The sequence below is a fragment of the Methylotenera sp. genome (assembly GCF_029945705.1).
GTDB lineage: Bacteria > Pseudomonadota > Gammaproteobacteria > Burkholderiales > Methylophilaceae > Methylotenera.
In genome coordinates, this window is record NZ_JAQSDC010000039.1 from 61,178 (window position 1) to 87,368 (window position 26,191).

Genomic DNA, 26,191 nt, shown 5'->3' on the forward strand with positions numbered 1-26,191 from the left:
ATCATTTCAGCCAACCAATTTCACGAGCGGTTTTTGCACCAATTAACGTCTGCTTCAAGCTTTTAGGAATTTCAGCTTTATTTTCGCTAATTGGCGTTCGCCCACCCATCAACTCAGCCAAGTCTTGCGGATAAAGTGGTGACTTATCGGGCTCGGCAAAGCCATCTGGGTAGACAGGCATAGAAGTCGCCAAATCGTACTTATCGTTAGCATTAAGCGTGTGCAGTAACTCATGCGACAAAATCACCAAGTTCTGCTTTGAGTAGGCACTATCACCAAACAAATTCACGCGACCAATTCTGCCTTTATTAAGCGCGGTTGAGTGACTTAAACGTGGGTGAGTAACTGGATCGTAATACAGTAAATACAACCGAATCGCAGGTTTAACATTAACTTTAGGGCTATGACGCCATGCGAAATATCTAAATTTTAAACTCCAAACAATCGTGCCTAAAACACTTCCATCCTTAGGCGGTGCTGGTGGAATATCCGTCACTTGTGCCCCTAATTGCACTTCTATTGGTCGACGTAAACCCAAATGATACGGCTCCGCTTCAATTGCAAAGTATTCTGCTACTGGCTCAAAATCCTCACGCGTTAAGGTACGTAAGTAATCACTCACTTTGGCGTTATTATCGACATTGACTGGATAGAGCGCAACATAGAAATTATCTTTCCATGCTAAATCAGCTTTATCCAACCAAGTATTTTGTACAACGGTCGCTAAAATCAATAATAAAATAATGATTCTAATTTTCTTCCACATACCCAATGACTTTCATTTTCTTGAATAATTTTTTGACAATTGATTTTAGTACTTATTAGTCACATATGGTCTGGCTTGGACTATCCAAAAAACATCTTGGCCGCTTTGGGTTTCTAGCACCCACTCAATATCTAACACATCCGTTTGATTAAAAATCTCAGCAACATGCTGCGCAGCTTGACCCAACATTTTGGCACGCTTCTCTGTCAAAATCGCCGTACCTTTTGTAACGGGTCTCTCCATCATGCCGCCTTTGGGATTAGCCACTAACATGGTCGACTCATCCGAGCGGCTAATCACGCGCGTGCCATTATTGCTGGTATCAAACAAAATCTGCTCAGCAATCTTTTGCCCTTCAACTACGCGCATACCCAAACCCCATTTGGCGTTAATGGTATAAGTAGTCGTTTGATGTCCCCAAATATCTGTGGTCAATAACACACCTGCCGCTGCGGCATTGACGGCAGATTGTATCAACACAGCTGGATAAACTTGTTCATGCGGAATACCAAAGTGTGTACGTTCTTCAACTGCACGTAAATTCCAAACCGACGCCCATACCTGCTTAATTGCAGCTTCCAAGGCTTTTTTATCTTTTACGTTAGGCACCGTGTCATAAAGCCCAGCGCCGTTAAAACCTTTTAAATCTTCTGCATTAGTAGAGCTGCGCACAAACACACCTCTGCCACCTAGCTGTTTTTGCCACTGTGTTTGAATTTTATTAAAGCTGCTCAGAGCTAGCGGCGCATTTGTAATCGAAAAACGAATATCTTCTAAGTGTTTTTTACGCCAATTCGCATCTTGTTTAAATTTTGGGTCGTTTAAAACATTCACTATCAATTGATCGATATGATGTAGCTTGATATGCGCAAGGTAATAACTAAAAGGGATGCCAAAGCCATCAGGGATATTCAAATTGTTGTTGGCACGCACCATTTCGCCTAAATTACTGGTTTTAGCGCCGTATTTATTGGCATCTTCAGCGCTGATTTTATTCAGTGGTAATAATGCTGTCGTCGTTAAATCGGCAGCAGGCATGACAACTGCAGCTTTAGCGAGCTTGTTATTCTTATGTTGTGTTACCTCAACTTCCGTTGCCAGCCGCATGTGATAACCAGCTTCAGTCACCTCATAAACTACCTGCTTTCCATCAAAACCCTTAAACTCATTAGCAGCACTTTTGATAGTCGCGTTAGGAACCCCCCATGCACTTGCACGCAAATTCACATGAGATAACGGTGTAGAAAACTGCGTGGTAATTACACCTGCTACTGGTGAAATATCAGGATAACTACTTTGCAACAACACAATATCATCCTCATCAAATGTTAAGTTTTCAATTGGTGTCGTTGGCGGCACGATCACCAAGCGGCCAATCGCACTGCCAGTGTTAAATGCCTGATAGGGTAGCGACTGATAAATTTGGTTGTTATTGATAGTTGGAATATGAAATGATTTTAACTGGTTGGCTACGCGCTCTTGCTCAGATGAGTCAGGTCTAAATACCAAGGGCGCAACGGTAAACGTTTGTTGCAAGCGCTTATAAGCCAGCTGAATATCCTGCGCTTGAATAGTATCGCCCTCCCAAAATGAGAAAGTCCATAAATCATGGGGCGTTGCATTTGTATCTTGTTTAGATAAGTCTAACTTAGGATAGTGAGTTAAATAACCCAAAATAAACTGTGGTTTTTTAGTGCTGTAATTCCGGTTATAAGCTTTCATATTGGCTACGGTACGCGGAATTTTTTTCAAATAATCCACCACAAAATCTGCGTGTAGCATAAACACATTACTATCAACAAAGTAAATCTTGTTGGTTTTCAGATCTATCACAAACTTACTAAACTCAGCATCTCGAAGCGGTTTACTTAGCTGCTTCCAAGTCGCTATATCCCGCACTTCTGCTTGCCACACTCGACCAGAAGGCGCTTCCGTGGGCGGTTTTGTATTTGTGCAATCTTTACACATAATGCCTGCAACAGGCGTTGACTGAGTTTTTATCTGATTATTGTCAACGGAATCTATTAAAACAGGATTCATACGCCGCGCTTCTGCCGAAGTGGTGCTAAGCAGCATACTTGCACACAGCATAACCACCCATGTTAAACTTGAACTTGTATCTGAAATTTTCAGCAATTTTATTGTTTTTAGCATAAGCAAAATCTACCATGACAACGCAGATAAATAAACGAATAGTTTCAACAAAGCTGGTACTAGGCATTACTGGCGGCATCGCGGCATACAAGGCTGCGGAACTAGTGCGTCTGCTAGTTAAAGCCAATTACGACGTACAAGTAGTCATGACCGCTGCCGCTTGCCAATTCATTACACCAGTAACTATGCAGGCGCTGTCTGGCAAACCCGTGTTTATTGACATGTGGGATAGCAGCATTAGCAACGGCATGCCACATATAGAATTAAGTCGTGAGGCAGATGCGATTTTAGTCGCCCCCGCCAGTGCAGATTTTTTAGCAAAACTAGCGCATGGTCGTGCGGATGACTTACTTTCCACATTATGTTTGGCAAGGGATTGTCCACTATTAGTCGCGCCAGCCATGAACAAACAAATGTGGGAAAACCCAGCCACGCAACGCAATATCAATCAGCTGATTGCAGATGACATTAGCATATTAGGCCCTGATAGCGGCGAACAAGCGTGTGGCGAAGTTGGCTTAGGCAGAATGCTAGAAGCGGAGGCTCTACTAGCGTTAGTAAACACTCACTTTACACCTAAATTATTAGCTGGAAAACGTGTGCTGATTACCGCTGGTGCCACATTGGAAATGATAGACCCTGTGCGCGGTATCACCAACTTAAGCTCAGGAAAAATGGGCTACGCTATTGCTCAAGCGGCAGCTGATATGGGCGCAGAAGTAACGTTAGTTAGCGGAATAACTGCGCTCAATAAAATAACAAATGCCACCAACATCAAAGCCGCAAGCGCTCAGGCCATGTATGAGGCAGTGATGAACAATGTTATCCATCAGGATATTTTCATCGCAGTAGCCGCCGTAGCTGATTACCGCCCAGTGACGCAACATCACGAAAAAATCAAAAAAAGCACGTCGCCACTCACACTAGAGCTCACACCGAACAAAGACATATTGGCAGATGTTGCCAGCCTGCCCAACGCGCCATTTTGCGTAGGCTTTGCAGCAGAAACTGAACACTTACTCGAATACGCCGAAACCAAACGTAAAGCGAAAAAACTACCCTTAATCGTCGCAAATCTAGTTAACGATGCCATGGGAAGCGAAGAAAACAGCGTCACACTTATTGATCAAAATGGTGCGCACCCAATACAACGCGCCCCTAAAGCCGAAGTGGCCAAACTATTGTTACAGCACATAGCGAATATGAGCGGCATTTAACCCTTGCATTAATCATGGTTTTCTTCATTGCCTTGATCTATAAGGCAATATATTATGCAACCTTTCCAAAAATGAATGCAATTCGCCATGAAAATCAAATCGCTGAACAGAAAACCCTTATTTATATTAATCGCAGCGATCGTTTCTCCACAAGCCTACGCTGAAGACACCATATCACTTGCACCTGTAGTTGTAACCGCTACACGTACAGAACAAAATAGTTTTGACTTACCTGTCGCCATTGACGTTGTTGAGAAAAAAGACATTCAAGACGGTCAATTGCAAATGACACTTTCTGAAAGCTTAATAAGAGTACCTGGCATCACTGCACAAAATCGTAACAATCAATCTCAAGACCCACAAATCTCTAGCCGCGGTTTTGGCTCTCGTTCTAGCTTTGGTGTGCGTGGCGTCCGTGTATACGTTGATGGCATTCCTTTGACCATGCCAGATGGCCAAGGTCAGCCTGGCGTCGTAGATTTATCGGCAGTTAAAAGTATTGAGGTTATGCGAGGCCCATTTTCTTCACTTTACGGCAACTCATCAGGTGGTGTGATTCAGCTTTTAACTGAGGATGCTCCTAAGAATCTAGAGGTAGGCGGCTCAGTAATGCTTGGTAGCTATGACACAAAAAGACAAGTGCTAAATGCAACGGGCACATCAGAAAATCTAGAGTATTTATTGAATGTCTCAAACTTTGAAACTAACGGCTACCGCGACCATAACTCAGCAGATAAACAGCAAGCAACAGCAAAATTTAAAATCAACTTAAATGAAGATACCAAACTTACATCAATGGTAAACTGGTTTGACCAAAAAGCTGAAGATCCCTCTGGCTTAGAGCGTGCTGCTGCTTTTAACAACCCAGAAAGCGTTACGCCTGGCTCAATAAAATCAAATACTCGCGTTTACCGCAGCCATACACAAGTTGGGTTCAATCTTGAACACGCCTTAAACATGAATAACTCAATCAATGTTATGACTTATGTTGGCACGCGAGAAAATGAGCAGCATTTGGCTTTAAATTCTACAGGTTCTGGACGCGCTAGCATCATTTCACGTGATTTTTGGGGTACTGACTTACGCTGGAACCATAAAGGCGAGCTTATCAACAGACCTTATTCTATATCTGTGGGGATAACTTACGGGAAAATGAACGATGCACGTATGGATATCAATACCACCAATGGTATTACATTACCATCATCAAACTTAGCCAATGTAAATCGTGATGAAGAGAACATTTCAACCAATTTCGACCAGTACATTCAAGGACAATGGGCCATATTAGATAATGTTGATTTGCATGCTGGTGTGAGAAGAACTAAAGTAACATTAGAAGTTGAAGATAATTTAGTAAACTCAACTAATACAGGTAAATTTCGTGACACCTCTGGCAGCGTAACGCATGAAAAAACGACACCCGTCATAGGCGCCGTTTGGAAAGCAACGCCAACATTAAATCTATACGCAAACTATGGTAAAGGCTTTGAGACACCTACATTTATTGAAGTTGCATACGATAACTCATCTAGTGGCACTGGGCCAAACCTCAACATCAAACCAAGCACCAGTGACAACTATGAAATCGGTTTGAAATCATTTATAACAGACAATACAAACGTTAATGTATCTATATTCCAAACAAATACCGATAAAGAAATAGTTGCTATTTCTGGCGCGCCATATGCTGTTTATGCCAACGCAGGTAAAACTAAACGTAAAGGCTTAGAATTCTCTGCCGATACACGACTAAAACATAATATTGGCTTATATGCTGCCTACACCTATTTAGATGCTAGATTTGACGATGCCTTCACTGGTAGCAAAGGCAAAGTTGCTTCTGGGAACTACATTCCAGGCACCTATCGCAGTCAACTCTATGCTGAAGTTTCTTGGAAAGCCCCATCAGCAGGCTTTTCTACAGCATTTGAAGGCCGCCACAACAGTAAGGTCTATGTGGATGATAGAAATACTGACTCAGCTCCAGCTTATACAATATTTAATATTCGCGCAGGCTTCGAACAAAAATTAGCAAGCTTCACTTTAAGTGAATACCTTCGTATTGAAAATATGTTTGATAAAGATTATATAGGCTCAGTGCGAATTAATGACACAAATGACCGCTTCTATGAACCATCTGCAGGGCGTAATTACTTATTAGGCGTTAATGCTAATTATAAATTTAACTAATTTTCGAAACTAAAATATTAACTAAAAGCCAGTGAGCATACTTACTGGCTTTTTTAATAACTATAATTAGTGTTTAATGCTAACCTAAAATATATTCGCTATTTACTAATTCATATTAATGAGAATGTTATGAAAATTATCGTCGACCTAAAAATTCTAGATGACCGCCTACATGAGCAAATGCCCACCTACGCCACAGAAGGCTCAGCAGGGCTAGATTTACGCGCATGTATTGACGCTCCCATCACGTTACAACCTGGTGAAACTACGCTCATTCCAACTGGCATGGCGATTCATTTAGATAATATATATCACGCCGCGCTCATTTTGCCGCGCTCAGGGCTTGGCCATAAACATGGCATCGTTCTAGGCAACTTGGTTGGCTTGATTGACTCTGATTATCAAGGTCAACTCATGGTGTCGTGCTGGAATAGAGGCAACACCGCATTCGAGTTAAACCCTATGGAGCGCATTGCGCAATTAGTCATCGTACCTGTTCTGCAAGCTGACTTTCATCTGGTAGATGACTTTGATGCAAGCGAGCGTGGCGAAGGTGGATTTGGTAGCACAGGTAAACATTAATTAGCCGCATTGAGGACTGAATTCCAACATTAATCATAGCTAACGCTTAAATATCCGTTAAATCTTGAATATTATTGATTTTTTCTGATATTTCTCTTGAGAATAAGTTGGCTTTCATACTATAATTGCGGTCTTTCAAAAAAAGCAGAAGTTTGGAGATTAACCATGGCACGTGTATGTATGGTAACTGGCAAAAAGCCAATGGTGGGTAACAATGTTTCTCACGCTAATAACAGAACAAAACGTCGTTTTTTACCTAATTTGCAAAACCGCAAATTTTGGGTTGAGAGCGAAAATCGCTGGGTAAGCATGCGCATTACTAATAATGCGTTACGTACAATCGACAAAAACGGTATTGATGCCGTGCTTGCTGATATGCGTGCAGCTGGCCAGAAAATCTAAGGATAGAATATCATGCGCGAAAAAATCAAATTAGAGTCTAGTGCTGGTACAGGTCATTTTTATACCACTACTAAAAACAAACGTACTATGCCTGGCAAAATGGAAATCAAGAAATTTGATCCAGTAGTGCGCCAACACGTTATGTACAAAGAAACTAAACTTAAATAATATCTATATTTAGATATGCTAAGTTTAGTTTAATAAAAAACCCGCTATTCGCGGGTTTTTTATTATCTATTCTTAACTTATTTTACTGGTTGACATCTAAGCGGTCGCCTCAGCAAGCTTTGCGGCCGCATCTGACTTAGCAAAGACAATACCGTTAGCCTCAAAGGCTCGCCATATTGATAAATAAAGTGAAGACTGTAGTGCTCCTCCGCCTGACTCAGGATTCATTACCCACACCGTCAAACTTAAATCGATTCCGTTCTCGGTAAATCCTTTCACTAGCACATCTGGCGACGGCTTCATTAACACCCGCTCCTGCTGCATTGCCTCGTCATGCATCAACGCCATAGCGCGCTCTAAATTACTCTTATAGCTAATACTTAAGTTAATTTGTATGCGACCTTTATGTTCAATCAGCGAGTGATTTACAACAGAAGTTGTCACCAAGGCTTCATTAGGGATAATCACGTGCGTACCATCTTGTTTTGCTAATATCATATAGCGGGAGCGTAAGTCATTAATCACACCATAATGCTTATCGACAGTAATCACATCGCCAATTTGCATAGATTTATCGAGCAGAATGATAAATCCACTCACATAATTACTAGCAATCCTTTGCAAACCTAAACCTAAACCCACACCTAATGCACCACCAAAAACCGATAGAAAGGTAATATCTAAACCTACTGCTGAGAGTGCAATTAAGAGCGCTATCGTTAATAAAAGCATGCGCAATAGTTTAGTCATGACTACGCGCAGATTAACGCTCACATGCTCTGCTCGCATGACTTTGTTTTCAATTACACGACTAATCCATAGCGCGATAAAAATCGTAACAAGAATAGTCAACACTGCCTGCAAAACTAATAACAAGTCAACTGGGTGCTTGCCTATCTTAAACTTCACATCTTCAAGCACCTGAAAAATTTCCGGCAGCAAGCCACTTAAATGCAAAGCGAGCACAGCCCAAATTGACGTCGATATTGTATTCTCTAAAGTCTTTAGCAGGCCACCAGGTGCAACAATGTAGCGTATTGCATAAACAGCTAACCTGATGATAGCCATGGCGAACAACAACGTACTGGTTAATTGCAGCAAACTAGTATGTTGCCAATGCGACATAGCTATCTTACCAATTTGAACAAATATAAGTGTGGACAAAGGAAATAAAACACGATTAGCACCACCTATGCCCAACCTCCATTTTTCTGGTGCATTACGCATTACATAAGCGCGCAAGGCGCCGTTAACTGCCAATGCTATACCACATGCAACGGCAATTATCGTCAGCTCCCACAGTGCAGCTGTGGTCGATAAATCCGCTAACATTTCTTTCCACAACAAATGTATTTCTGGGTTCATTTCAATGAGTTTCTAATCTGAAGTAAATTAGTGACAATGGAAATACTTGTAGCTGAATATATCAAACTAATGACTTTCCATTCGATGACTCTTTATTTTACGGTTTTCTAAATGACGCAATCCAATATAAGTCAATAAACCTATTCCTATCATCACAATAATGAATATGCTATATGCGATAGGCCACGGAATAGCATGCGTCATCATAGAAAACTCAGACATACCGCCGATGCCAGCCAAAACATTGATCGGCATAATCACAACACTAATTACGGTTAAACGCTTAAGATCCTTATTCTGATTTACATTCAAGAAACCCACAGTGGCGTCCATTTGAAAGTTAATTTTATTAAACAAGAAAGTGGTATGTCCGTCTAGCGACTCAATATCACGCAAAATTTCACGCACATCTTCATGTTGTGCGATTGATAAGAATTTACGTCGCATTAAAAAAGATAATGCATTGCGTGTATCTAGAACATTGCGGCGTATACGACCATTTAGGTCTTCCTCTACAGAAATATCAGTCAGTATTTTTGCTGCCTGTTCATTGGTCATGTGCGATCTAAATACTTGCCTGCCAACTTCTTCCAGACGCACATACTCGTCCTCTAATGCATTTGCTGAATACTCAACATCGGCTGCGTAAAGATCTAGTAGTACATCTTTCGCTTCAGAAACATAGCCAGCCTGAGCGCGCGCTCTCAAGCGCTGTAAGCGAAATACTGGAAGCTCCTCGCTTCTCACTGAAAATAGCGTACCTTTGTTGAGAATAAATGCTACGGCGACATTTCGCGACTCGTTTTCACGCTCAAGCAAGAACGCAGAGTGCAAATGTACTTCACCGTTTTCCTCTTCATAAAAACGGGCACTAGTTTCTAAATCCGTTAACTCTTTAGGATTGGGCAGATTAACGCCAAAGATTTCCTTTGCCCAGGCGAGCTGCTCGTCTTCTGGTGTAACAAGGTCAACCCAGATAGGCTTAGCTTGCACCAAATCCTCTCTATTATAAATGGGTATTTGCCTCAGCTTTCCTTCGTGCAAATCAAACACGCGGATCACCATACTTTGATTGGTAGGCTTAGGCTCCGAGACTAATTCCACACGAACAGAATCCGACACCACAAGCAAAATTTCCTCTTTGCGCTCCTCACTGACTAGCGGCCAAATGATCTTACAATCTTCCGTAGACAATGATTCAAGTATGCTTGCTATCGCTTGAGTTTCGAGCTTATCTAAAAGTCGACGTAATTCCGATAGGTTATTTTGGTGCACCATCCCTTCAACCAAGTCATGGCGTTGCATGTCTTGACGATGCACCAAGTCTTCAACAAGTTTATGTCTCTCTATCATGCCTTTAACTTTAGCACGTGATTCTTGAATGCTTTCGAGTTCACTCATTTGAGCTGCCTTTAATTCATAACGATACTATCAATTTAGCCCCAATTCTAACACGCAGTAATTCAATTAGCCGCAAATAGTGCACTAACAATGAGCACACGAAATACTTTGCTTGTTAATGTTGAATTGCTTACAGCCAAATCTGTAGAAATCTAAACAATGTTAATATTTAATATTAGACTTTGTGTGTTAAATGGACAAATATTAATGATTACAAATCTTATTCTGTATTCAACTTCACACTGTCATTTATGTGAGCAGGCCGAGGCATTACTACTTAAATTAAGTCTTGAGTATGAGTTAGTATGGACCTCGATTGAAATAGCAGATAACGCAAGCTTGTATGAAATCTATGAAATCAAAATTCCAGTATTGAGAAGAGTAGATACTAAAGATGAAATTTTCTGGCCATTTAATGAAGATGACATCAAGTTACTACTAAGGAACAGCGAAATCAAAAGCTAAATGAATAACTGTTTCCACATAAGCAAAAAGCCAGCAAAAGCTGGCTTTTTCACTAACTAATCAATAATTACAGAACTTAATCTGCAACCACTACATCTGCACCTGTGTCAGGACGATCAACTAATTCAACTAAAGCCATTGGTGCGTTATCGCCGTTACGGAAACCACATTTAAGCACACGTAAATAACCGCCATTACGCGTAAGGTAACGTGGACCTAATTCACCGAATAACTTACCCACGATATCACGATCACGTAAGCGACTGAACGCTAAACGACGATTAGCTAAAGTAGGTGTTTTACCTAATGTGATTAAAGGTTCTGCAAATTTACGCAACTCTTTTGCTTTTGGCAAAGTAGTTTTAATCACTTCATGACGTAGCAACGATGCTGTCATATTGCGGAACATAGCTGCACGATGGCTGCTTGTACGATTTAATTTACGATTGCTATTACCGTGACGCATAGTAATTCCTTAAAGTTTCTTTATTTATGCTGGTCTATTAAGCTTTTTCAAGCCCAACTGGTGGCCAGTTTTCTAGTTTCATGCCCAATGTTAGGCCGCGAGTTGCAAGTACATCTTTAATTTCATTCAATGATTTACGGCCAAGATTTGGCGCTTTTAACAGCTCATTCTCAGTACGTTGAATCAAATCACCAATGTAGAATATATTTTCAGCTTTCAAGCAATTTGCTGAACGAACAGTTAATTCCAAATCATCTACAGGACGTAATAAAATTGGGTCAACCTGTGGTGCAGATTTCACTTCAACTTCACTTGGTGCGCCTTCTAAATCAGCAAATACAGACAATTGACCCATTAAGATACGCGCAGCATCACGAATAGCTTGCTCAGGCTCAATCACACCATTAGTCTCAACATCCATGACCAACTTATCCAAGTCAGTACGTTGCTCAACACGTGCGCTTTCAACTTGATAGCTCACTTTGTTGATTGGGCTAAATGATGCATCAACCATGATAAAACCTAGGACACGGTCTTCTTCATTTGCTTTTTGACGTGCTGGAACTGGTTGATAACCACGACCCATTGCTACTTTAACTTCTAAATTTAACTTGCCACCTTTTGTAAGATGAGCGATCACATGATCAGGGTTAACGATTTCAGCATCATGACCTGTTTCAAAGTCAGCCGCTGTAACAACACCTTCAACAGATTTATTTAACACCAAAATTGTTTCTGATTTAGTATTTAATTTTAAAGCTACACCTTTAAGATTTAGCAAGATATCTACTACATCTTCTTGAACGCCATCTAAAGTTGAATACTCATGTACAACGCCATCAATTTTAACTTCTGTAATAGCGAAGCCAGGAATTGAAGACAATAGAACGCGACGTAAAGCATTACCTAAAGTGTAACCAAAACCACGTTCCATAGGTTCTAGTGTTACACGTGCACGCAATGGAGACAACACCTCAACATCTACTACACGTGGTTTTAAGTATTCGGTAGGACTGTTTTGCATAGTTATACCTTTTAATTTTTGTATTAATCTCTATTAACTTGTTAGCGCTTAGAGTAAATATTTAGGTGAGCCGTAAACGGCTCACCTAACATAACAATTTAAATCTTAATTATTTTGAGTAAAGCTCAACTACCAATGATTCATTGATTGTTGGCGGCAACTCATCACGTTGTGGTTTAGCCTTAAATGTACCTTTAAGCGCTTTAACATCAACTTCGATCCATGCTGGGAAGCCACGTTGTTCAGCAGCTTCAAGAGCGCCTTTGATACGCAACTGTGTTTTAGATGACTCGGCCACACTCACAACATCACCAGCTTTGACTTGGTATGAAGGAATATTTACGCGGCGACCATTTACTAAAATACTGTTGTGACGAACAATTTGACGTGCTTCAGTGCGTGAACCACCAAGACCCATACGGTAAGTAACATTATCTAAACGACACTCTAAAAGTTGTAACAAGTTTTCACCTGTAATACCTTTTTGACGATCAGCTTCAGCGTAGTAGCTACGGAATTGAGCTTCTAGAACGCCGTAAATACGACGAACTTTTTGTTTTTCACGCAATTGAACACCATAGTCTGATAGACGTTGGTTGCGACGTTGACCGTGCTGACCTGGTGGGAAGTTACGTTTTTCGATTGCACATTTGTCTGTAAAGCACTTTTCAGCTTTTAAAAAAAGCTTTTCGCCTTCACGACGACATTGACGGCACTTAGGGTCTAAATTTCTAGCCAAGGGATTCTCCTGTTATCTCTACTAAAGTGAGCTTAAGCTCAACTTAAATGCGGCGTTTTTTAGGTGGACGGCAGCCGTTGTGTGGCACTGGCGTCACATCAGTAATGCTGGTGATTTTAAAACCAGCTGCATTAAGTGCGCGCACTGCAGATTCACGACCTGGGCCTGGTCCTTTAATACGCACTTCTAAATTCTTAACACCATTTTCTTGCGCTGACTTACCAGCCACTTCGGCAGCAACCTGAGCAGCAAAAGGCGTACTCTTACGCGAGCCTTTAAAGCCTTGACCACCTGAAGTTGCCCATGACAACGCATTACCTTGACGGTCTGTAATGGTGATGATGGTATTGTTAAAAGATGCATGCACGTGGGCAATGCCCTCTGCAATATTCTTTTTAACTTTTTTTCTTACGCGTACATTAGCTTTTGCCATGTTGCACTATCCTTACCAATAATCTTACTAAAATTTGTAAACCTAAAATTTTGAGCTAATCAACAGCTTATTTAGCTTGTTTAATCGCTTTAACTGGACCTTTACGTGTACGCGCATTTGTTTTTGTGCGCTGACCACGAACTGGCAAACCACGGCGATGACGAATACCGCGATAGCAACCTAAGTCCATCAAACGTTTGATGTTCATAGATACTTCACGACGTAAATCACCTTCAACTTTTTCTTTAGCAACTTCATCACGCAATTTATCTACATCTGCGTCATTTAAATCTTTCATTTTTGTTGTTGCTAAAACGCCAGCTGCAGCACAGATTTTTTGTGCTGTAACACGTCCAATACCGAAAATTGCAGTTAATGCAACGTCAGCATGTTTGTTATTTGGGATGTTTACCCCTGCAATACGCGCCATACTTTACTCCAAATTTAGGTTTACCTAAAAATCTATTGCTTTAAAAAAGCCGACGATTTTAACAGTAAAACCAATTTATATCAATTAGCTTATCTTCTGATCAATTAAAATATTGACCAACTTAATGAATGGTAATAAAACAACCACTCATTGGATTAATAAAAATCTATTAACCTTGACGTTGTTTGTGACGTGGATCTGTACAAATGATACGTACAACGCCACGACGACGAACAACTTTACAATTACGGCATAATGCTTTTACAGATGCACGAACTCTCATTTATAACTCCATCACTTCTTAAACTACAGGTTCTAAATTATTACTATTAATTACTTTTGTGTATTACCTTTGAAGTTAGCCTTTTTAAGCAATCCTTCATATTGATTCGACATCAGATGTGACTGGACTTGCGTCATAAAATCCATCGTAACAACAACAATAATTAGCAATGATGTACCGCCAAAATAAAACGGCGTATTAAATTTCAATCTTAAAAACTCTGGTAACAAACAAACCAACGTAATGTAGATAGCACCGATTAATGTTAAACGACCCATAATTCTATCGATGTATTTTGCAGTTTGATCGCCCGGACGAATCCCAGGAACAAACGCACCACTTTTCTTTAGGTTATCAGCTGTGTCTTTTGGATTAAACTGCAATGCAGTGTAAAAGAAACAAAAGAACACAATAGCGACGGTAAAGAACAAAATGTAAATCGGCTGACCTGGTGATAATGCGTTAGAAATATCTTTCAGCCAGTACATACTTTCTTTACCACTAAACCAGTTTGCCAACGTTGCTGGAAACAAAATAATACTAGAAGCAAAAATTGGAGGAATAACACCTGCCATATTTAATTTCAACGGTAGATGAGTCGTTTGCCCACCGTAAACTTTATTGCCAACCTGACGCTTAGCGTAGTTGACAGTAATTTTACGTTGGCCACGCTCTACAAATACTACCAATGCTGTCACAAGAACAATAGTGACTAACAAAAAGAATAAAATTAAAGGACCGGCTGCTCCAAATCCACCTGAATTAGCCATCTCTACCGAACTACCAATTGCTTTAGGTAAACCCGCAACAATACCAGCAAAAATGATGATAGAAATACCATTACCAATGCCACGTTCTGTAATCTGTTCACCTAACCACATGATAAACATAGTACCGCTGACCAAAGTAATGACAGCAGTTAATCTAAACGCTAGACCTGGATCAATAACTAAACCAGGTTGACCTTCAAGGGCAATGGCAATACCTAAAGCCTGAAATGCAGCTAAAACAACTGTGCCGTAGCGTGTCCATTTTGTAATGGTTCTTCTACCAGCTTCGCCTTCTTTTTTCAATTGCTCTAACTTAGGTGACACCGCCGACAATAACTGCATAATAATAGAGGCAGAAATATACGGCATGATACCTAAAGCAAACACTGTGAATCTAGAAAGAGCGCCACCTGAGAACATGTTAAACATGCCTAAAATGCCACCGCTTTGCGATTCAAATAGCTTAGCTAGAACTACTGGATCAATTCCAGGAACAGGTACGTGAGCACCTAAACGATATACGATTAACGCACCTAGCACAAAAAGCAGGCGACTTTTAAGTTCGCCCATTTTTGACGCTGTTTTTAATAAACTATCCTGTGCCAAAACTATACTCTTACGCAGCTTCTAAAATTTTACCGCCAGCTGCTTCAACTGCGGCGCGAGCGCCTTTAGTTAACAATAAGCCTTGGATATTATATTTTGCAGTTACATCACCAGATAAAAATAACTTCGCATTTCTAACTGTGCCAGAAACGATATTTGCTGCTTTTAAAGCTAACAAATCGATCACTTCATTTGGAACCAGCGCTAATTCACTAGTACGCACATGTGCAGTCTTAGCTTTAGTCATTGATTTAAAACCGCGTTTTGGTAGACGACGTTGAATAGGCATTTGTCCGCCTTCAAAACCGACTTTATGAAAACCACCAGTACGTGACTTCTGACCTTTATGACCGCGACCAGCAGTTTTACCAAAACCAGAACCGATACCACGACCAACACGGCGACGTTCTTTCTTTGCGCCTTCAGCAGGCTTAATTGTATTTAATTGCATTATCCTTCTACCTTTAATAGATAGCCCACAGTATTGATCATACCGCGGATTGCTGGAGTGTCTTGTAACTCAACTGTATGGTGCATACGACGTAAACCTAAACCTGTAACGGTAGCTTTATGTGATTGAATGCGACCAATAGTACTTTTAACCAACGTCACCTTGATAGGTGTCGCAACTTTCTGTGTTTTAGCCATGATTAGCCTCTAATTTCTTCAACTGATTTACCGCGTTTAGCTGCGATTTCTGCTGGTGTATTCATTGACTCTAGGCCATTTAAAGTAGCACGAACCAAATTATAAGGGTTAGTTGAACCAATACATTTAGCCACAACGTTAGTAACACCCATCACTTCAAAAATAGCGCGCATTGCACCACCAGCGATAATGCCTGTACCTTCTGAAGCTGGTTGAATAAACACTTTAGCTGCGCCATGCACACCAGTCACTGCGTGATGTAAAGTACCGTTAGTTAAGTTGATTTTCAACATACCACGACGTGCTTCATCCATTGCTTTTTGTACAGCTACAGGTACTTCACGTGCTTTACCTTTACCCATACCAACAGCACCATCGCCATCACCAACTACTGTAAGAGCTGCAAAACTCATGATACGACCACCTTTAACCGTTTTACTTACACGATTAACTGCAATCATTTTTTCGCGCAAACCATCAGTCTGCTGCTGTTGCTGTTCCATTTCTCTCGCCATCATTAACCTCTTTAGCAATCAGACCAATTAGAAGGATAAGCCGTTTTCGCGAGCGGCATCAGCCAACGCTTTAATACGACCGTGATATTTATAGCCTGAACGATCAAAAGCAACAGTTGTAACACCAGCTTTAACCGCTTTTTCAGCAATAAGTTTACCAATAGCTGCAGCTGCTTCCACATTGCCGCCATTTTTAATATTTTTACGAACGTCAGCTTCTACCGTTGAAGCACTAACAATTACTTTATCGCCAGATTCAGCAATAATTTGTGCATAGATGTGCGTATTAGTACGGTGCACACTTAGACGTGTAACTTTTAGCTCTGCAATTTTGGCACGGGTTTTACGTGCACGACGCAAGCGATTATTTACGATGTTCATTTTTTAAGCCTTATTTCTTTTTGGTTTCTTTAATCGCAACAACTTCATCAGCGTAACGAACACCCTTGCCTTTATATGGCTCCGGCGCCCGATAAGCACGAATCTGTGCAGCAACCTGGCCAATCACTTGCTTATCAACACCTGTTAACAGGATTTCTGTTGGCGTAGCAGTTGCCACAGTCACGCCAGCTGGCATTTTGTGGTTGATTGGATGTGAATAACCTAACTCTAAGTTCAATATAGCGCCTTGTGCAGCAGCTTTGTAACCAACACCAACAAGTGTTAACTTACGTGAAAAGCCTTCTGAAACACCTTTAACCATATTTGCCACTAATGCACGCAATGTACCTGACATTGCACGTGAGTGTTGCGCATCACTTGAAGCTTGAAACGTAATCGTCTCACCTTCACGCTTAAGCACAACCGCACTTGTTAGTGGATGTGATAATTTACCTAATGGACCGCTAACATCAATTGAATTAGCACTTAATACCACTTCAACTTTAGCTGGAATAGCGACTGGATTTTTAGCAACACGTGACATTTGCTTCTCCTTAAGCCACTACGCACAACACTTCGCCACCGATACCGGCTGCTTGTGCTTTACGATCTGTCATTACACCCTTAGATGTAGACATAATCGTCACACCAAGGCCATTCATTACTTTAGGAATCTCTTGAGACCCTTTATATACACGCAAACCCGGCTTGCTAATACGCTGTATACGCTCAATAACTGGGCGACCAGCATAATATTTCAAGCTAATAGTTAAAGTAGCTTTACCACCTTCAGTTTGCACTGCAAAATCTTCTACGTAACCTTCTTCTTTAAGCACGCTAGCAATAGCAGTCTTAACATTTGATGAAGGCATAGCAACAACCGCTTTGTTAACCATTTGCGCATTACGAATACGCGTCAACATGTCGGCAATCGGATCACTCATACTCATAGCTATATCCTCCTATTACCAGCTGGCTTTAGTAACGCCCGGCACGAAGCCAGCCATCATTAAATCGCGTAATTTACTACGCCCAATACCGAATTTACTAAACACACCACGTGGGCGACCAGTTAAAGCACAACGATTACGAAGACGAACTGGACTAGAGTTACGTGGAAGCGCTTGGAATTTCATCCGCGCTTCAAGGCGACTCTCTGCAGTTGCAGTAACGTCATTCATTGCCGCTTCAAGTGCAGCACGTTTTACAGCGAATTTACTTACAGTTGCGCGACGTTTGATTTCGCGCTCTGTCATACAGGTTTTAGCCATGACTTAACCTCTGAAAGGAAAACTAAACGCAGCAAGCAAAGCTTTTGCCTCTTCATCCGTTTTCGCAGTAGTTGTAATAGTGATATTCATTCCGCGAATTGCATCGATTTTATCGTATTCAATTTCAGGGAAAATGATTTGCTCTTTAACACCCATGTTGTAGTTACCACGACCATCAAATGATTTCGCAGAAATACCGCGGAAGTCACGAATACGTGGAATTGCTACAGTAACCAAACGATCCAAGAACTCATACATACGTTCACGGCGCAAAGTTACTTTACAACCAACAGGATAGTCATCACGAATCTTAAATGCAGCCACTGATTTTTTAGCTTTAGTAACAATTGCTTTTTGACCAGCAATTTTTTCCATATCGCCAACAGCGTGTTCCATTACCTTTTTATCTGCAACCGCTTCGCCAACACCCATATTAAGAGTGATTTTATCAATACGAGGCACTTGCATTACTGAAGTGTAACCAAATTGCTCAGTCATAGATTTAACAACTGAGTCTTTATAAAAATCTTTTAAGCGCGCCATAATTCTTCCTATGCGTCCACTGCTTCGCCATTAGATTTGAATACGCGAATTTTGCGACCATCATCTAATGTCTTGAAGCCTACGCGATCACCTTTTTGGGTCGCGCTGTTAAATAAAGCAACGTTAGAAATGTCTAATGGCATTTCTTTAGCAATGATGCCGCCAGCGATACCTTTCATCGGGTTTGCTTTTGCGTGTTTCTTAACCAAGTTAAGACCCTCAACAACAACATGACCTGAATCAAGAATACCTATAACTGTACCTTGCTTACCTTTGTCTTTACCGGTATTTAGGATGACTTGATCACCCTTGCGAATTTTGTTCATGTGAGCTCCTACAACACTTCTGGCGCTAATGAAACGATTTTCATGAATTTTTCAGTACGTAATTCACGTGTTACTGGCCCGAATATACGGGTACCAATCGGTTCTAGCTTATTATTTAACAGTACCGCAGCATTGCCATCGAACTTAACTAATGAGCCGTCTGGACGACGAACACCCTTAGCAGTTCGCACAACTACCGCGCTGTAAACTTCGCCTTTTTTTACGCGACCACGTGGTGCAGCATCTTTGATGCTCACTTTAATGATATCGCCTATTCCAGCGTAGCGACGTTTAGAGCCACCTAACACTTTGATGCATTGCACAGAGCGCGCACCAGTGTTATCGGCAACTTCAAGCCGAGATTGCATTTGAATCATGAGAATAAACTCCAACTTAATCCGTTAAAACCAACACCAGCCATTTTTAATTGAAAATTATCTTTCAATTAACACGGCCGATAGACCCGGTCAGTATTGGGGCGAGAGCTTATGACTTATTTTTTACTAAAAGTCGCTCGCCTAAATAGCCAAACATTATAACTTGCATCATCAATTAGCGCAATTACTATTACTAATAATTACGCTAATTGAACTTACTTTTACTTAAACTGCTTTAACAACCCAGTTTTTTGTTTTAGAAAGCGGACGACTTTCAACAATCGTTACAATGTCACCTTCTTTACAGCTGTTAGTTTCATCATGTGCATGAAACTTTTTAGACTGGCGAATAACTTTACCAATCAACGGATGTTTAACTTTACGCTCAACCAACACCGTAACTGTTTTATCCATTTTGTCGCTTGTTACGCGGCCTGTTAAGCTACGTACTACTTTTGTCGTTTCAGTCATGATTATGCCTGTTTCGCTTTCTCAGCTAACACAAGCTTCACACGCGCTACATCTTTGCGTACTTTACCTAGCTGATCTACTTTAGATAATTGCTGAGTTGCTACTTGCATACGTAGAGAGAATTGCGCACGGCGCAATTCAATCAACTCTGCATTTAGCTCTTCAACGCTTTTTACTCTTAAATCGGTTGCTTTCATTTTAGCTTCCTTATCCTTAACTACCGATTTGGCGAGTCATGAATGTCGTTTCAATTGGCAACTTTGCAGCAGCCAAACGGAACGCTTCACGTGCAAGCTCTTCGCTTACTCCGTCCATCTCGTATAACATTTTACCTGGTTGGATTTGAGCAACGTAGTACTCTGTACTACCTTTACCATTACCCATACGTACTTCAGCAGGTTTTTTAGAAATTGGTTGATCCGGGAATATGCGAATCCATACACGACCACCACGTTTAATGTGACGAGTCATAACGCGACGAGCAGCTTCAATTTGACGTGCAGTTAAACGGCCGCGGCCTACTGCTTTCAAACCAAAATCACCAAAACTTACTTTATTACCCGTAGTTGCAATGCCTTTGTTACGGCCTTTTTGCATCTTACGATATTTTTGTCTAGACGGTTGTAGCATCTTTAGCCCTCGGCTTTCTTACTTTTTTCTCTGGCTCAGCAACTGGAGTTGTAGTAGCGCCGATAGGAGCTTGTACGTTACCAGCAAAGATTTCGCCTTTGAATACCCAAACTTTAATACCGATAATACCGTATGTCGTTGAAGCTTCAGCAACACCGTAATCAATGTCAGCACGAAGTGTATGTAATGGCACACGGCCTTCACGATACCATTCAGTACGAGCAATTTCGATACCGTTTAAACGACCTGAACTCATGATTTTGATACCTTGTGCACCAAGGCGCATTGCATTTTGCATTGCACGCTTCATAGCACGACGGAACATCACGCGTTTTTCAAGTTGTTGAGCAATAGATTGCGCAATCAATGCTGCATCGATTTCAGGCTTACGAACTTCCTCAATGTTTAAATGAACTGGTACGCCCATTAAACCTTGTAAAGTTGCGCGCAAAGACTCAATATCCTCACCTTTTTTACCGATAACAACACCAGGACGCGCACTATAAATAGTGATCTTTGCATTCTTTGCAGGACGCTCAATCAAAATACGGCTTACAGCAGCACTGGCTAATTTTTTATTTAAGAACTCACGTACTTTAATGTCGCCTTGCAACATTGCAGGGAAGTTCTTGCTATTGGCATACCAACGTGAGGACCAGTTTTTTTGGACACTCAGACGGAAACCAATTGGATGAATTTTCTGACCCATGATTATCCCTTAGTTACCGACTGTCACATGAATGTGACAGGTTGGTTTAGTAATACGACCAGCGCGACCTTTTGCACGTGGACGAATACGTTTAAGCACAATACCTTTATCAACATAAATTGAAGTAACTTTCAATTCGTCGATATCAGCGCCATTGTTATGTTCCGCGTTAGCGATTGCAGACTCAACCACCTTCTTAATGATCTCAGCACCCTTTTTAGGTGTGAAATTAAGAATGTTAAGTGCGTGATCTACTTTCTTGCCACGAACAAGGTCTGCCACCAATCTAGCCTTTTGAGGAGAGAGATGAACACCTTTTAATATTGCAGATACTTGCATCTTCAGCTCCTACTTCTTAGCTTTTTTGTCGGCTGCATGACCTTTGAATGTACGCGTTAACGCAAATTCACCGAGCTTGTGACCTACCATGTTTTCAGAAATCAACACTGGAATGTGTTGCTTACCATTATGAATTGCAATAGTAAGACCGATAAAATCCGGGAAAATTGTAGAGCGACGTGACCAAGTCTTAATTGGTTTACGATCGCGCGCTGCAGCTGCAACCTCTACTTTTTTAGCCAAATGACCATCAATAAATGGACCTTTTTTAAGTGAACGTGCCATAAATTACCTTACGCCTCTCGGACGACGACTAATACGCATATTATCTGTACGCTTACTACTACGTGTACGATAACCTTTAGTTTTAACACCCCATGGGCTAACTGGATTCATACCTGCAGCTGTACGACCTTCACCACCACCATGCGGGTGATCTACCGGGTTCATCACCACACCGCGAACGGTTGGGCGAACACCACGCCAGCGCATTGCACCAGCTTTACCGATTGAGCGTAGTGAATGCTCTTCATTACCCACTTCACCTAAAGTTGCCATGCAATCAACGTGTACGCGGCGAACTTCACCTGAACGTAAACGCAATTGAGCATAAGCACCTTCACGCGCTAGCAATTGTACTGAAGTACCTGCTGAACGAGCAATTTGCGCACCTTTACCAGGCTGCAATTCGATACAGTGAATCGTGCTACCTACTGGAATGTTACGTAGCGGCATCGCGTTACCTACTTTAATAGGCGCTTCTGAACCACTAATTAATTGCATACCAGCACTTACGCCACGTGGAGCGATAATATAACGACGCTCACCATCAGCATAACAAAGCAAAGCAATGTGTGCCGTACGGTTTGGATCATATTCAATATGTTCCACTGTCGCTGGAATACCAGCTTTATTGCGTAAGAAGTCAATTAAACGATAATGCTGCTTATGACCACCACCTTGGTGACGCACTGTAATACGGCCGTTATTATTACGACCTGCGTTTCTACTTTGACTCTCCAACAGCGGTGCGTGTGGTTTACCTTTATAAAGGTCAGGTGTTACCACCTTTACTACACCACGACGACCCGGGGACGTTGGCTTGACTTTAACTAATGCCATCTCATCTCTCCTTATTCAGCCGCTGCGAAGTTAATTTCTTGGCCTGGCTTCAAGCTTACATAAGCTTTTTTCCAGTCTTTACGCTTGCCCATACTTTTGCCAGCGCGCTTTGTTTTACCACCAACATTGATCGTAGAAACTTTTTCAACTTCAACTTTAAAAACAAGCTCAACTGCAGCTTTGATTTCTGGTTTAGTTGCATCAGTACGTACGATGAAAGCAATTTGCTGATGCTTATCAGCAATGTAAGTTGCTTTTTCAGTGATTTGTGGTGCTAAGATTACTTGCAACAAGCGATCTTGAGTTTTAGTCATAGCGGTCATCATGCTAACATCTCCTCAAGTTTCTTCACCGCAGCAACTGTAGCCACTACATTTGGGAAACGCACTAAGCTGACTGGGTCAGCAAATTGCGCTTCAACCACCATGACGTTAATCAAGTTACGTGAAGATAAATATAAGTTTTCATCAAAGCCATCAGTCAGCACTAATACGCCGCCTTCAAAACCTAGATTTTTAATTTTCTCAGCAAAAGCTTTAGTTTTAGGGGTAGCTACAACAAATTCTTCAACCACATTCAAACGCTCTTGACGAACTAATTCAGATAAAATCGTTTGCATACCAGCACGGTAAGCTTTACGGTTAATTTTATGACTGAAGTTTTCTAGCGGTGAGCTAGGAAATGCACGGCCGCCTCCACGCCAGATTGGGCTAGACGTCATACCAGCACGTGCATTACCCGTTCCTTTTTGTGCGTATGGCTTGTGCGTAGTATGCGCAACATTACCACGGCCTTTTTGTGCACGTGTTGCTGTACGGGCATTAGCCATGTAAGCTACAACCACTTGATGCACTAAAGCTTCGTTAAATTCACGACCAAAAGTATCGTCAGATACAGTTACGCCAACTTTAACCGCTTTACCATTTTTGTCTTGTAATTTCAGTTCCATTATTTCATCCCCTTCTGAAGCTTAGCTTTAATAGCTGGGCGCACAACAACATCGCCGCCTTTAGAACCAGGGATTGCACCTTTAATCAACAATAGGTTACGCTCAGCATCAACACGAACGATTTCTAGGTTCTGTGTTGTTACCTTAGTTGCACCTAAGTGACCAGGCATACGCTTACCAGGGAATACTCGACCTGGATCCTGCGCCATACCAATAGAACCAGGTACGTTATGTGATTTAGAGTTACCGTGAGATGCGCGGTTAGACTTAAAGTGATGACGCTTGATAGCACCAGCAAAGCCTTTACCCAAAGAAATACCAGTAACGTCTACTATTTGACCCGCTTGGAAAATATCAACAGAGATATTTGCGCCTGCAGTGTAATTAGCCAAAACATCACTAGTCACTGGGAATTCATGTATACCAGCGCCTGCAGCAGAACCTGACTTGGCATAATGCCCAGTCAATGCACTGTTGATGCGGCTAGCACGACGTGTACCGTAAGCAACTTGAAGGCCAGTATAGCCATCGCTTGCGATCGTCTTGATCTGTGTCACGCGGTTAGGTACAACTTCCAACACGGTTACTGGGATGCTTGCGCCGTCCTCAGTAAACACGCGGGTCATACCCACTTTGCGACCAATAAGCCCTAAGCTCATGATCGTATCCTTATTATTTAGTTAAAAAGTCGATTACAATTGACCGACTTCTGTGAAAGAGGGCGGATTATACCGAACCCTCAATATTTTTACAACCAGTTTATTACAACAACATTTTTACTACTTAAATTCTTACAGCTTGATTTCCACATCCACACCAGCTGGCAAATCTAACTTCATTAACGCATCCACTGTTTTATCTGTTGGATCAACAATATCCATCAAACGTTGGTGTGTACGAATCTCGAACTGATCACGTGAAGTTTTATTAACGTGAGGTGAACGTAAAATATCAAAACGTTCGATGCGTGTTGGTAATGGCACTGGACCTTTTACCACAGCGCCTGTACGTTTGGCAGTTTCTACGATCTCTTGAGCTGACTGATCAATCAAACGATAGTCAAATGCTTTAAGACGAATACGAATTTTCTGTGTTGACATTATTTACTGCCTTTCTAATTTACTACTTTTCAAAGAGCGAAACGGCAGAGTTCACTCTGCCGCTTGATTAAACTACCTATTTATTACAATTACTCAATATGCTTTAGTTAAAATCATCTTACTCGATGATTTTAGCTACCACACCAGCACCCACAGTACGACCACCTTCACGGATAGCGAAGCGTAAGCCTTCTTCCATCGCGATTGGGGAGATCAATGTGACTACGATTGATACGTTATCACCTGGCATCACCATTTCTGTGCCTTCTGGCAATTCTACTGCACCCGTTACGTCTGTGGTACGGAAGTAGAATTGTGGACGGTAACCTTGGAAGAATGGTGTGTGACGACCACCTTCATCTTTACCTAGCACGTAGATTTCTGCTGTGAATTTTGTGTGTGGTTTGATTGAGCCTGATTTAGCTAATACTTGACCACGTTCGATGTCTTCACGTTTTGTACCACGTAGTAATACACCTACGTTATCACCAGCCATACCTTGGTCTAGTAGTTTACGGAACATTTCAACACCAGTACAGGTGGTTTTTACGGTTGGTTTTAGACCAACAATTTCAATTTCATCACCGACTTTTACAATACCACGTTCGATACGGCCTGTTACTACAGTACCACGACCTGAGATTGAGAATACGTCTTCAACTGGCATGAGGAATGTACCGTCGATGGCGCGTTCTGGCATTGGGATGTAGGTATCTAACGCTTCTGCTAGACGGAAGATTGATGGTTCACCGATTTCTGTTTGATCGCCTTCTAATGCTGCACGTGCTGAGCCTGTGATAATTGGTGTATCGTCACCTGGGAAGTCGTATTTGCTTAGTAAGTCACGTACTTCCATTTCAACTAGTTCTAATAGTTCAGCATCGTCTACTAAGTCTGCTTTGTTTAGGTATACAACGATGTATGGTACACCAACTTGACGTGCCAATAGGATGTGTTCACGTGTTTGTGGCATAGGACCATCAGCAGCTGAACATACTAAGATCGCGCCATCCATTTGTGCTGCACCGGTGATCATGTTTTTAACATAGTCGGCGTGGCCTGGACAGTCTACGTGTGCGTAGTGACGGTTAGCTGTTTCATATTCAACGTGGGCTGTGTTAATGGTAATACCACGTGCTTTTTCTTCTGGTGCTGCGTCAATTTGATCGTAGGCTTTTGCTTCGCCACCGAATTTTTTAGACAGGATTGTGGTAATCGCTGCTGTTAGTGTTGTTTTACCATGGTCAACGTGGCCAATTGTGCCTACGTTAACGTGCGGCTTGGTCCGCTCAAATTTACCTTTTGCCATTTAATTTTCCTTTAAATTTAATATATTAAGAATAGTT

39 protein-coding genes are annotated in these 26,191 nt (G+C 41.5%); 6 read left to right on the forward strand and 33 right to left on the reverse strand.

Annotated features, from left to right (window positions below):
- Position 1: 1 nt before the first annotated feature.
- Both PSU78_RS07920 and PSU78_RS07925 read right to left on the reverse strand, forming a co-directional pair.
- A complete protein-coding gene (locus PSU78_RS07920; RefSeq protein WP_300386826.1) occupies positions 2-766 on the reverse strand; it encodes a hypothetical protein in 765 nt (254 codons plus the stop codon).
- A gap of 45 nt (positions 767-811) precedes the next feature.
- Entirely contained in the window at positions 812-2,920 is a 2,109-nt protein-coding gene (locus tag PSU78_RS07925) for a PEP/pyruvate-binding domain-containing protein (protein ID WP_300386829.1), read from the reverse strand.
- 14 nt (positions 2,921-2,934) lie between these two features.
- Between PSU78_RS07925 and coaBC the strand changes: the two genes are divergently transcribed.
- The 5 genes from coaBC (at position 2,935) to rpmG (ending at position 7,482) form a co-directional block, all read left to right on the forward strand.
- A complete protein-coding gene (coaBC, locus tag PSU78_RS07930; RefSeq protein ID WP_300386832.1) occupies positions 2,935-4,137 on the forward strand; it encodes a bifunctional phosphopantothenoylcysteine decarboxylase/phosphopantothenate--cysteine ligase CoaBC in 1,203 nt (400 codons plus the stop codon).
- Between the two features lie 87 nt (positions 4,138-4,224).
- Positions 4,225-6,330, forward strand: a complete 2,106-nt coding sequence (locus PSU78_RS07935; protein WP_300386835.1) for a TonB-dependent receptor — start codon at positions 4,225-4,227, stop codon at positions 6,328-6,330.
- 129 nt (positions 6,331-6,459) lie between these two features.
- A complete protein-coding gene (dut, locus tag PSU78_RS07940) occupies positions 6,460-6,912 on the forward strand; it encodes a dUTP diphosphatase (RefSeq protein ID WP_300386838.1) in 453 nt (150 codons plus the stop codon).
- A 165-nt stretch (positions 6,913-7,077) separates the two neighbouring features.
- Positions 7,078-7,314, forward strand: coding sequence for a 50S ribosomal protein L28 (rpmB, locus tag PSU78_RS07945; protein WP_013147070.1), 237 nt, complete (start codon positions 7,078-7,080; stop codon positions 7,312-7,314).
- A 12-nt stretch (positions 7,315-7,326) separates the two neighbouring features.
- On the forward strand, positions 7,327-7,482 hold the full coding sequence (rpmG, locus tag PSU78_RS07950) for a 50S ribosomal protein L33 (RefSeq protein ID WP_013147069.1): 156 nt from the start codon (positions 7,327-7,329) through the stop codon (positions 7,480-7,482).
- Positions 7,483-7,578: 96 nt separating this feature from the next.
- On the opposite strand, the gene PSU78_RS07955 is transcribed toward rpmG, so the two are convergent.
- Both PSU78_RS07955 and PSU78_RS07960 read right to left on the reverse strand, forming a co-directional pair.
- Complete coding sequence (locus tag PSU78_RS07955) at positions 7,579-8,847, reverse strand: mechanosensitive ion channel domain-containing protein (RefSeq protein ID WP_300386844.1); 1,269 nt, start codon at positions 8,845-8,847, stop codon at positions 7,579-7,581.
- A gap of 66 nt (positions 8,848-8,913) precedes the next feature.
- A complete protein-coding gene (locus tag PSU78_RS07960; RefSeq protein WP_300386846.1) occupies positions 8,914-10,248 on the reverse strand; it encodes a CorA family divalent cation transporter in 1,335 nt (444 codons plus the stop codon).
- Positions 10,249-10,455: 207 nt separating this feature from the next.
- Here PSU78_RS07960 and PSU78_RS07965 point away from each other — a divergent pair, with 207 nt between their 5' ends.
- A complete protein-coding gene (locus PSU78_RS07965) occupies positions 10,456-10,713 on the forward strand; it encodes a glutaredoxin family protein (RefSeq protein ID WP_300386849.1) in 258 nt (85 codons plus the stop codon).
- 76 nt (positions 10,714-10,789) lie between these two features.
- On the opposite strand, the gene rplQ is transcribed toward PSU78_RS07965, so the two are convergent.
- The 29 genes from rplQ to tuf form a co-directional block, all read right to left on the reverse strand.
- Positions 10,790-11,179 (reverse strand): 50S ribosomal protein L17, encoded by a 390-nt coding sequence (rplQ, locus tag PSU78_RS07970; protein ID WP_300386852.1) that lies wholly within the window; start codon positions 11,177-11,179, stop codon positions 10,790-10,792.
- A gap of 37 nt (positions 11,180-11,216) precedes the next feature.
- Positions 11,217-12,203, reverse strand: coding sequence for a DNA-directed RNA polymerase subunit alpha (gene rpoA / locus PSU78_RS07975; protein WP_300386854.1), 987 nt, complete (start codon positions 12,201-12,203; stop codon positions 11,217-11,219).
- Positions 12,204-12,312: 109 nt separating this feature from the next.
- Positions 12,313-12,942 (reverse strand): 30S ribosomal protein S4, encoded by a 630-nt coding sequence (gene rpsD, locus PSU78_RS07980; protein ID WP_013147063.1) that lies wholly within the window; start codon positions 12,940-12,942, stop codon positions 12,313-12,315.
- 43 nt (positions 12,943-12,985) lie between these two features.
- Positions 12,986-13,375 carry a 30S ribosomal protein S11 gene (gene rpsK / locus PSU78_RS07985; RefSeq protein WP_013147062.1) on the reverse strand — a complete coding sequence of 130 codons (390 nt, stop codon included), beginning with the start codon at positions 13,373-13,375 and terminating at the stop codon, positions 12,986-12,988.
- 67 nt (positions 13,376-13,442) lie between these two features.
- On the reverse strand, positions 13,443-13,805 hold the full coding sequence (gene rpsM, locus PSU78_RS07990; protein ID WP_013147061.1) for a 30S ribosomal protein S13: 363 nt from the start codon (positions 13,803-13,805) through the stop codon (positions 13,443-13,445).
- 169 nt (positions 13,806-13,974) lie between these two features.
- Positions 13,975-14,088 (reverse strand): 50S ribosomal protein L36, encoded by a 114-nt coding sequence (gene rpmJ, locus PSU78_RS07995; protein WP_013147060.1) that lies wholly within the window; start codon positions 14,086-14,088, stop codon positions 13,975-13,977.
- Between the two features lie 50 nt (positions 14,089-14,138).
- The gene (secY, locus tag PSU78_RS08000) at positions 14,139-15,464 is read right to left on the reverse strand and encodes a preprotein translocase subunit SecY (protein WP_300386859.1); all 1,326 of its coding nucleotides are present in this window, start codon (positions 15,462-15,464) and stop codon (positions 14,139-14,141) included.
- Positions 15,465-15,474: 10 nt separating this feature from the next.
- Positions 15,475-15,915 carry a 50S ribosomal protein L15 gene (gene rplO / locus PSU78_RS08005; protein WP_300386860.1) on the reverse strand — a complete coding sequence of 147 codons (441 nt, stop codon included), beginning with the start codon at positions 15,913-15,915 and terminating at the stop codon, positions 15,475-15,477.
- Positions 15,915-16,112: a 50S ribosomal protein L30 gene (rpmD, locus tag PSU78_RS08010; protein ID WP_300386862.1), complete on the reverse strand. Its 198-nt coding sequence runs from the start codon at positions 16,110-16,112 to the stop codon at positions 15,915-15,917. Before rpmD ends, rplO begins: the two co-directional genes overlap by 1 nt.
- Positions 16,113-16,114: 2 nt before the next feature.
- The gene (gene rpsE, locus PSU78_RS08015; RefSeq protein ID WP_013147056.1) at positions 16,115-16,627 is read right to left on the reverse strand and encodes a 30S ribosomal protein S5; all 513 of its coding nucleotides are present in this window, start codon (positions 16,625-16,627) and stop codon (positions 16,115-16,117) included.
- A 27-nt stretch (positions 16,628-16,654) separates the two neighbouring features.
- Positions 16,655-17,008 carry a 50S ribosomal protein L18 gene (gene rplR, locus PSU78_RS08020; protein ID WP_300386865.1) on the reverse strand — a complete coding sequence of 118 codons (354 nt, stop codon included), beginning with the start codon at positions 17,006-17,008 and terminating at the stop codon, positions 16,655-16,657.
- A 10-nt stretch (positions 17,009-17,018) separates the two neighbouring features.
- A complete protein-coding gene (rplF, locus tag PSU78_RS08025) occupies positions 17,019-17,552 on the reverse strand; it encodes a 50S ribosomal protein L6 (RefSeq protein WP_300386867.1) in 534 nt (177 codons plus the stop codon).
- A gap of 10 nt (positions 17,553-17,562) precedes the next feature.
- Entirely contained in the window at positions 17,563-17,958 is a 396-nt protein-coding gene (gene rpsH, locus PSU78_RS08030; RefSeq protein WP_013147053.1) for a 30S ribosomal protein S8, read from the reverse strand.
- Between the two features lie 15 nt (positions 17,959-17,973).
- Positions 17,974-18,279: a 30S ribosomal protein S14 gene (gene rpsN, locus PSU78_RS08035; protein WP_013147052.1), complete on the reverse strand. Its 306-nt coding sequence runs from the start codon at positions 18,277-18,279 to the stop codon at positions 17,974-17,976.
- Between the two features lie 3 nt (positions 18,280-18,282).
- Entirely contained in the window at positions 18,283-18,822 is a 540-nt protein-coding gene (gene rplE / locus PSU78_RS08040) for a 50S ribosomal protein L5 (RefSeq protein WP_013147051.1), read from the reverse strand.
- Between the two features lie 8 nt (positions 18,823-18,830).
- Positions 18,831-19,148 carry a 50S ribosomal protein L24 gene (rplX, locus tag PSU78_RS08045; protein WP_013147050.1) on the reverse strand — a complete coding sequence of 106 codons (318 nt, stop codon included), beginning with the start codon at positions 19,146-19,148 and terminating at the stop codon, positions 18,831-18,833.
- 8 nt (positions 19,149-19,156) lie between these two features.
- Entirely contained in the window at positions 19,157-19,525 is a 369-nt protein-coding gene (gene rplN, locus PSU78_RS08050) for a 50S ribosomal protein L14 (protein WP_013147049.1), read from the reverse strand.
- Positions 19,526-19,750: 225 nt separating this feature from the next.
- Positions 19,751-19,996, reverse strand: coding sequence for a 30S ribosomal protein S17 (gene rpsQ, locus PSU78_RS08055; protein ID WP_300386871.1), 246 nt, complete (start codon positions 19,994-19,996; stop codon positions 19,751-19,753).
- Positions 19,997-19,998: 2 nt separating this feature from the next.
- Entirely contained in the window at positions 19,999-20,193 is a 195-nt protein-coding gene (rpmC, locus tag PSU78_RS08060) for a 50S ribosomal protein L29 (protein ID WP_300386873.1), read from the reverse strand.
- Positions 20,194-20,209: 16 nt separating this feature from the next.
- Positions 20,210-20,626, reverse strand: a complete 417-nt coding sequence (rplP, locus tag PSU78_RS08065) for a 50S ribosomal protein L16 (RefSeq protein WP_013147046.1) — start codon at positions 20,624-20,626, stop codon at positions 20,210-20,212.
- Positions 20,610-21,335, reverse strand: a complete 726-nt coding sequence (gene rpsC, locus PSU78_RS08070) for a 30S ribosomal protein S3 (RefSeq protein WP_300386876.1) — start codon at positions 21,333-21,335, stop codon at positions 20,610-20,612. The genes rplP and rpsC overlap by 17 nt, the downstream gene beginning before the upstream one ends.
- 9 nt (positions 21,336-21,344) lie before the next feature.
- Complete coding sequence (gene rplV, locus PSU78_RS08075; RefSeq protein WP_013147044.1) at positions 21,345-21,674, reverse strand: 50S ribosomal protein L22; 330 nt, start codon at positions 21,672-21,674, stop codon at positions 21,345-21,347.
- Positions 21,675-21,683: 9 nt separating this feature from the next.
- Positions 21,684-21,959 (reverse strand): 30S ribosomal protein S19, encoded by a 276-nt coding sequence (rpsS, locus tag PSU78_RS08080; protein ID WP_013147043.1) that lies wholly within the window; start codon positions 21,957-21,959, stop codon positions 21,684-21,686.
- A gap of 3 nt (positions 21,960-21,962) precedes the next feature.
- Positions 21,963-22,796, reverse strand: coding sequence for a 50S ribosomal protein L2 (gene rplB, locus PSU78_RS08085; protein WP_013147042.1), 834 nt, complete (start codon positions 22,794-22,796; stop codon positions 21,963-21,965).
- Between the two features lie 11 nt (positions 22,797-22,807).
- The gene (gene rplW, locus PSU78_RS08090) at positions 22,808-23,122 is read right to left on the reverse strand and encodes a 50S ribosomal protein L23 (protein ID WP_013147041.1); all 315 of its coding nucleotides are present in this window, start codon (positions 23,120-23,122) and stop codon (positions 22,808-22,810) included.
- Positions 23,119-23,745, reverse strand: coding sequence for a 50S ribosomal protein L4 (rplD, locus tag PSU78_RS08095; RefSeq protein ID WP_300386881.1), 627 nt, complete (start codon positions 23,743-23,745; stop codon positions 23,119-23,121). Before rplD ends, rplW begins: the two co-directional genes overlap by 4 nt.
- Complete coding sequence (gene rplC / locus PSU78_RS08100) at positions 23,745-24,404, reverse strand: 50S ribosomal protein L3 (protein WP_300386883.1); 660 nt, start codon at positions 24,402-24,404, stop codon at positions 23,745-23,747. Before rplC ends, rplD begins: the two co-directional genes overlap by 1 nt.
- 132 nt (positions 24,405-24,536) lie before the next feature.
- Positions 24,537-24,845 carry a 30S ribosomal protein S10 gene (gene rpsJ / locus PSU78_RS08105; RefSeq protein ID WP_013147038.1) on the reverse strand — a complete coding sequence of 103 codons (309 nt, stop codon included), beginning with the start codon at positions 24,843-24,845 and terminating at the stop codon, positions 24,537-24,539.
- Between the two features lie 118 nt (positions 24,846-24,963).
- Positions 24,964-26,154, reverse strand: coding sequence for an elongation factor Tu (gene tuf, locus PSU78_RS08110; RefSeq protein ID WP_300386885.1), 1,191 nt, complete (start codon positions 26,152-26,154; stop codon positions 24,964-24,966).
- Positions 26,155-26,191: the final 37 nt, after the last annotated feature.

Coding starts and splice junctions, on each gene's coding strand:
- rpoA (WP_300386854.1), bottom strand. CDS start 12,203: ATGCAAAACAGTCCTACCGAATACTTAAAACCACGTGTAGTAGATGTT.
- rplV (WP_013147044.1), bottom strand. CDS start 21,674: ATGCAAGTATCTGCAATATTAAAAGGTGTTCATCTCTCTCCTCAAAAG.
- rplX (WP_013147050.1), bottom strand. CDS start 19,148: ATGAACAAAATTCGCAAGGGTGATCAAGTCATCCTAAATACCGGTAAA.
- rplE (WP_013147051.1), bottom strand. CDS start 18,822: ATGGCGCGCTTAAAAGATTTTTATAAAGACTCAGTTGTTAAATCTATG.
- PSU78_RS07955 (WP_300386844.1), bottom strand. CDS start 8,847: ATGAACCCAGAAATACATTTGTTGTGGAAAGAAATGTTAGCGGATTTA.
- rpsS (WP_013147043.1), bottom strand. CDS start 21,959: ATGGCACGTTCACTTAAAAAAGGTCCATTTATTGATGGTCATTTGGCT.
- dut (WP_300386838.1), top strand. CDS start 6,460: ATGAAAATTATCGTCGACCTAAAAATTCTAGATGACCGCCTACATGAG.
- rplC (WP_300386883.1), bottom strand. CDS start 24,404: ATGAGCTTAGGGCTTATTGGTCGCAAAGTGGGTATGACCCGCGTGTTT.
- rpsJ (WP_013147038.1), bottom strand. CDS start 24,845: ATGTCAACACAGAAAATTCGTATTCGTCTTAAAGCATTTGACTATCGT.
- rpsC (WP_300386876.1), bottom strand. CDS start 21,335: ATGGGTCAGAAAATTCATCCAATTGGTTTCCGTCTGAGTGTCCAAAAA.
- PSU78_RS07935 (WP_300386835.1), top strand. CDS start 4,225: ATGAAAATCAAATCGCTGAACAGAAAACCCTTATTTATATTAATCGCA.
- PSU78_RS07925 (WP_300386829.1), bottom strand. CDS start 2,920: ATGCTAAAAACAATAAAATTGCTGAAAATTTCAGATACAAGTTCAAGT.
- PSU78_RS07965 (WP_300386849.1), top strand. CDS start 10,456: ATGATTACAAATCTTATTCTGTATTCAACTTCACACTGTCATTTATGT.
- rplR (WP_300386865.1), bottom strand. CDS start 17,008: ATGAACATCGTAAATAATCGCTTGCGTCGTGCACGTAAAACCCGTGCC.
- rpsK (WP_013147062.1), bottom strand. CDS start 13,375: ATGGCAAAAGCTAATGTACGCGTAAGAAAAAAAGTTAAAAAGAATATT.
- PSU78_RS07960 (WP_300386846.1), bottom strand. CDS start 10,248: ATGAGTGAACTCGAAAGCATTCAAGAATCACGTGCTAAAGTTAAAGGC.
- rplN (WP_013147049.1), bottom strand. CDS start 19,525: ATGATTCAAATGCAATCTCGGCTTGAAGTTGCCGATAACACTGGTGCG.
- rpmB (WP_013147070.1), top strand. CDS start 7,078: ATGGCACGTGTATGTATGGTAACTGGCAAAAAGCCAATGGTGGGTAAC.
- rpmJ (WP_013147060.1), bottom strand. CDS start 14,088: ATGAGAGTTCGTGCATCTGTAAAAGCATTATGCCGTAATTGTAAAGTT.
- rpmG (WP_013147069.1), top strand. CDS start 7,327: ATGCGCGAAAAAATCAAATTAGAGTCTAGTGCTGGTACAGGTCATTTT.
- rpsN (WP_013147052.1), bottom strand. CDS start 18,279: ATGGCTAAAACCTGTATGACAGAGCGCGAAATCAAACGTCGCGCAACT.
- rplQ (WP_300386852.1), bottom strand. CDS start 11,179: ATGCGTCACGGTAATAGCAATCGTAAATTAAATCGTACAAGCAGCCAT.
- rplB (WP_013147042.1), bottom strand. CDS start 22,796: ATGGCATTAGTTAAAGTCAAGCCAACGTCCCCGGGTCGTCGTGGTGTA.
- rplW (WP_013147041.1), bottom strand. CDS start 23,122: ATGATGACCGCTATGACTAAAACTCAAGATCGCTTGTTGCAAGTAATC.
- rpsH (WP_013147053.1), bottom strand. CDS start 17,958: ATGAGTATGAGTGATCCGATTGCCGACATGTTGACGCGTATTCGTAAT.
- rplF (WP_300386867.1), bottom strand. CDS start 17,552: ATGTCACGTGTTGCTAAAAATCCAGTCGCTATTCCAGCTAAAGTTGAA.
- rplD (WP_300386881.1), bottom strand. CDS start 23,745: ATGGAACTGAAATTACAAGACAAAAATGGTAAAGCGGTTAAAGTTGGC.
- rpmC (WP_300386873.1), bottom strand. CDS start 20,193: ATGAAAGCAACCGATTTAAGAGTAAAAAGCGTTGAAGAGCTAAATGCA.
- rpmD (WP_300386862.1), bottom strand. CDS start 16,112: ATGGCTAAAACACAGAAAGTTGCGACACCTATCAAGGTGACGTTGGTT.
- coaBC (WP_300386832.1), top strand. CDS start 2,935: ATGACAACGCAGATAAATAAACGAATAGTTTCAACAAAGCTGGTACTA.
- rpsQ (WP_300386871.1), bottom strand. CDS start 19,996: ATGACTGAAACGACAAAAGTAGTACGTAGCTTAACAGGCCGCGTAACA.
- tuf (WP_300386885.1), bottom strand. CDS start 26,154: ATGGCAAAAGGTAAATTTGAGCGGACCAAGCCGCACGTTAACGTAGGC.
- rplP (WP_013147046.1), bottom strand. CDS start 20,626: ATGCTACAACCGTCTAGACAAAAATATCGTAAGATGCAAAAAGGCCGT.
- rpsE (WP_013147056.1), bottom strand. CDS start 16,627: ATGGCGAGAGAAATGGAACAGCAACAGCAGCAGACTGATGGTTTGCGC.
- rpsM (WP_013147061.1), bottom strand. CDS start 13,805: ATGGCGCGTATTGCAGGGGTAAACATCCCAAATAACAAACATGCTGAC.
- rplO (WP_300386860.1), bottom strand. CDS start 15,915: ATGCAATTAAATACAATTAAGCCTGCTGAAGGCGCAAAGAAAGAACGT.
- PSU78_RS07920 (WP_300386826.1), bottom strand. CDS start 766: ATGTGGAAGAAAATTAGAATCATTATTTTATTATTGATTTTAGCGACC.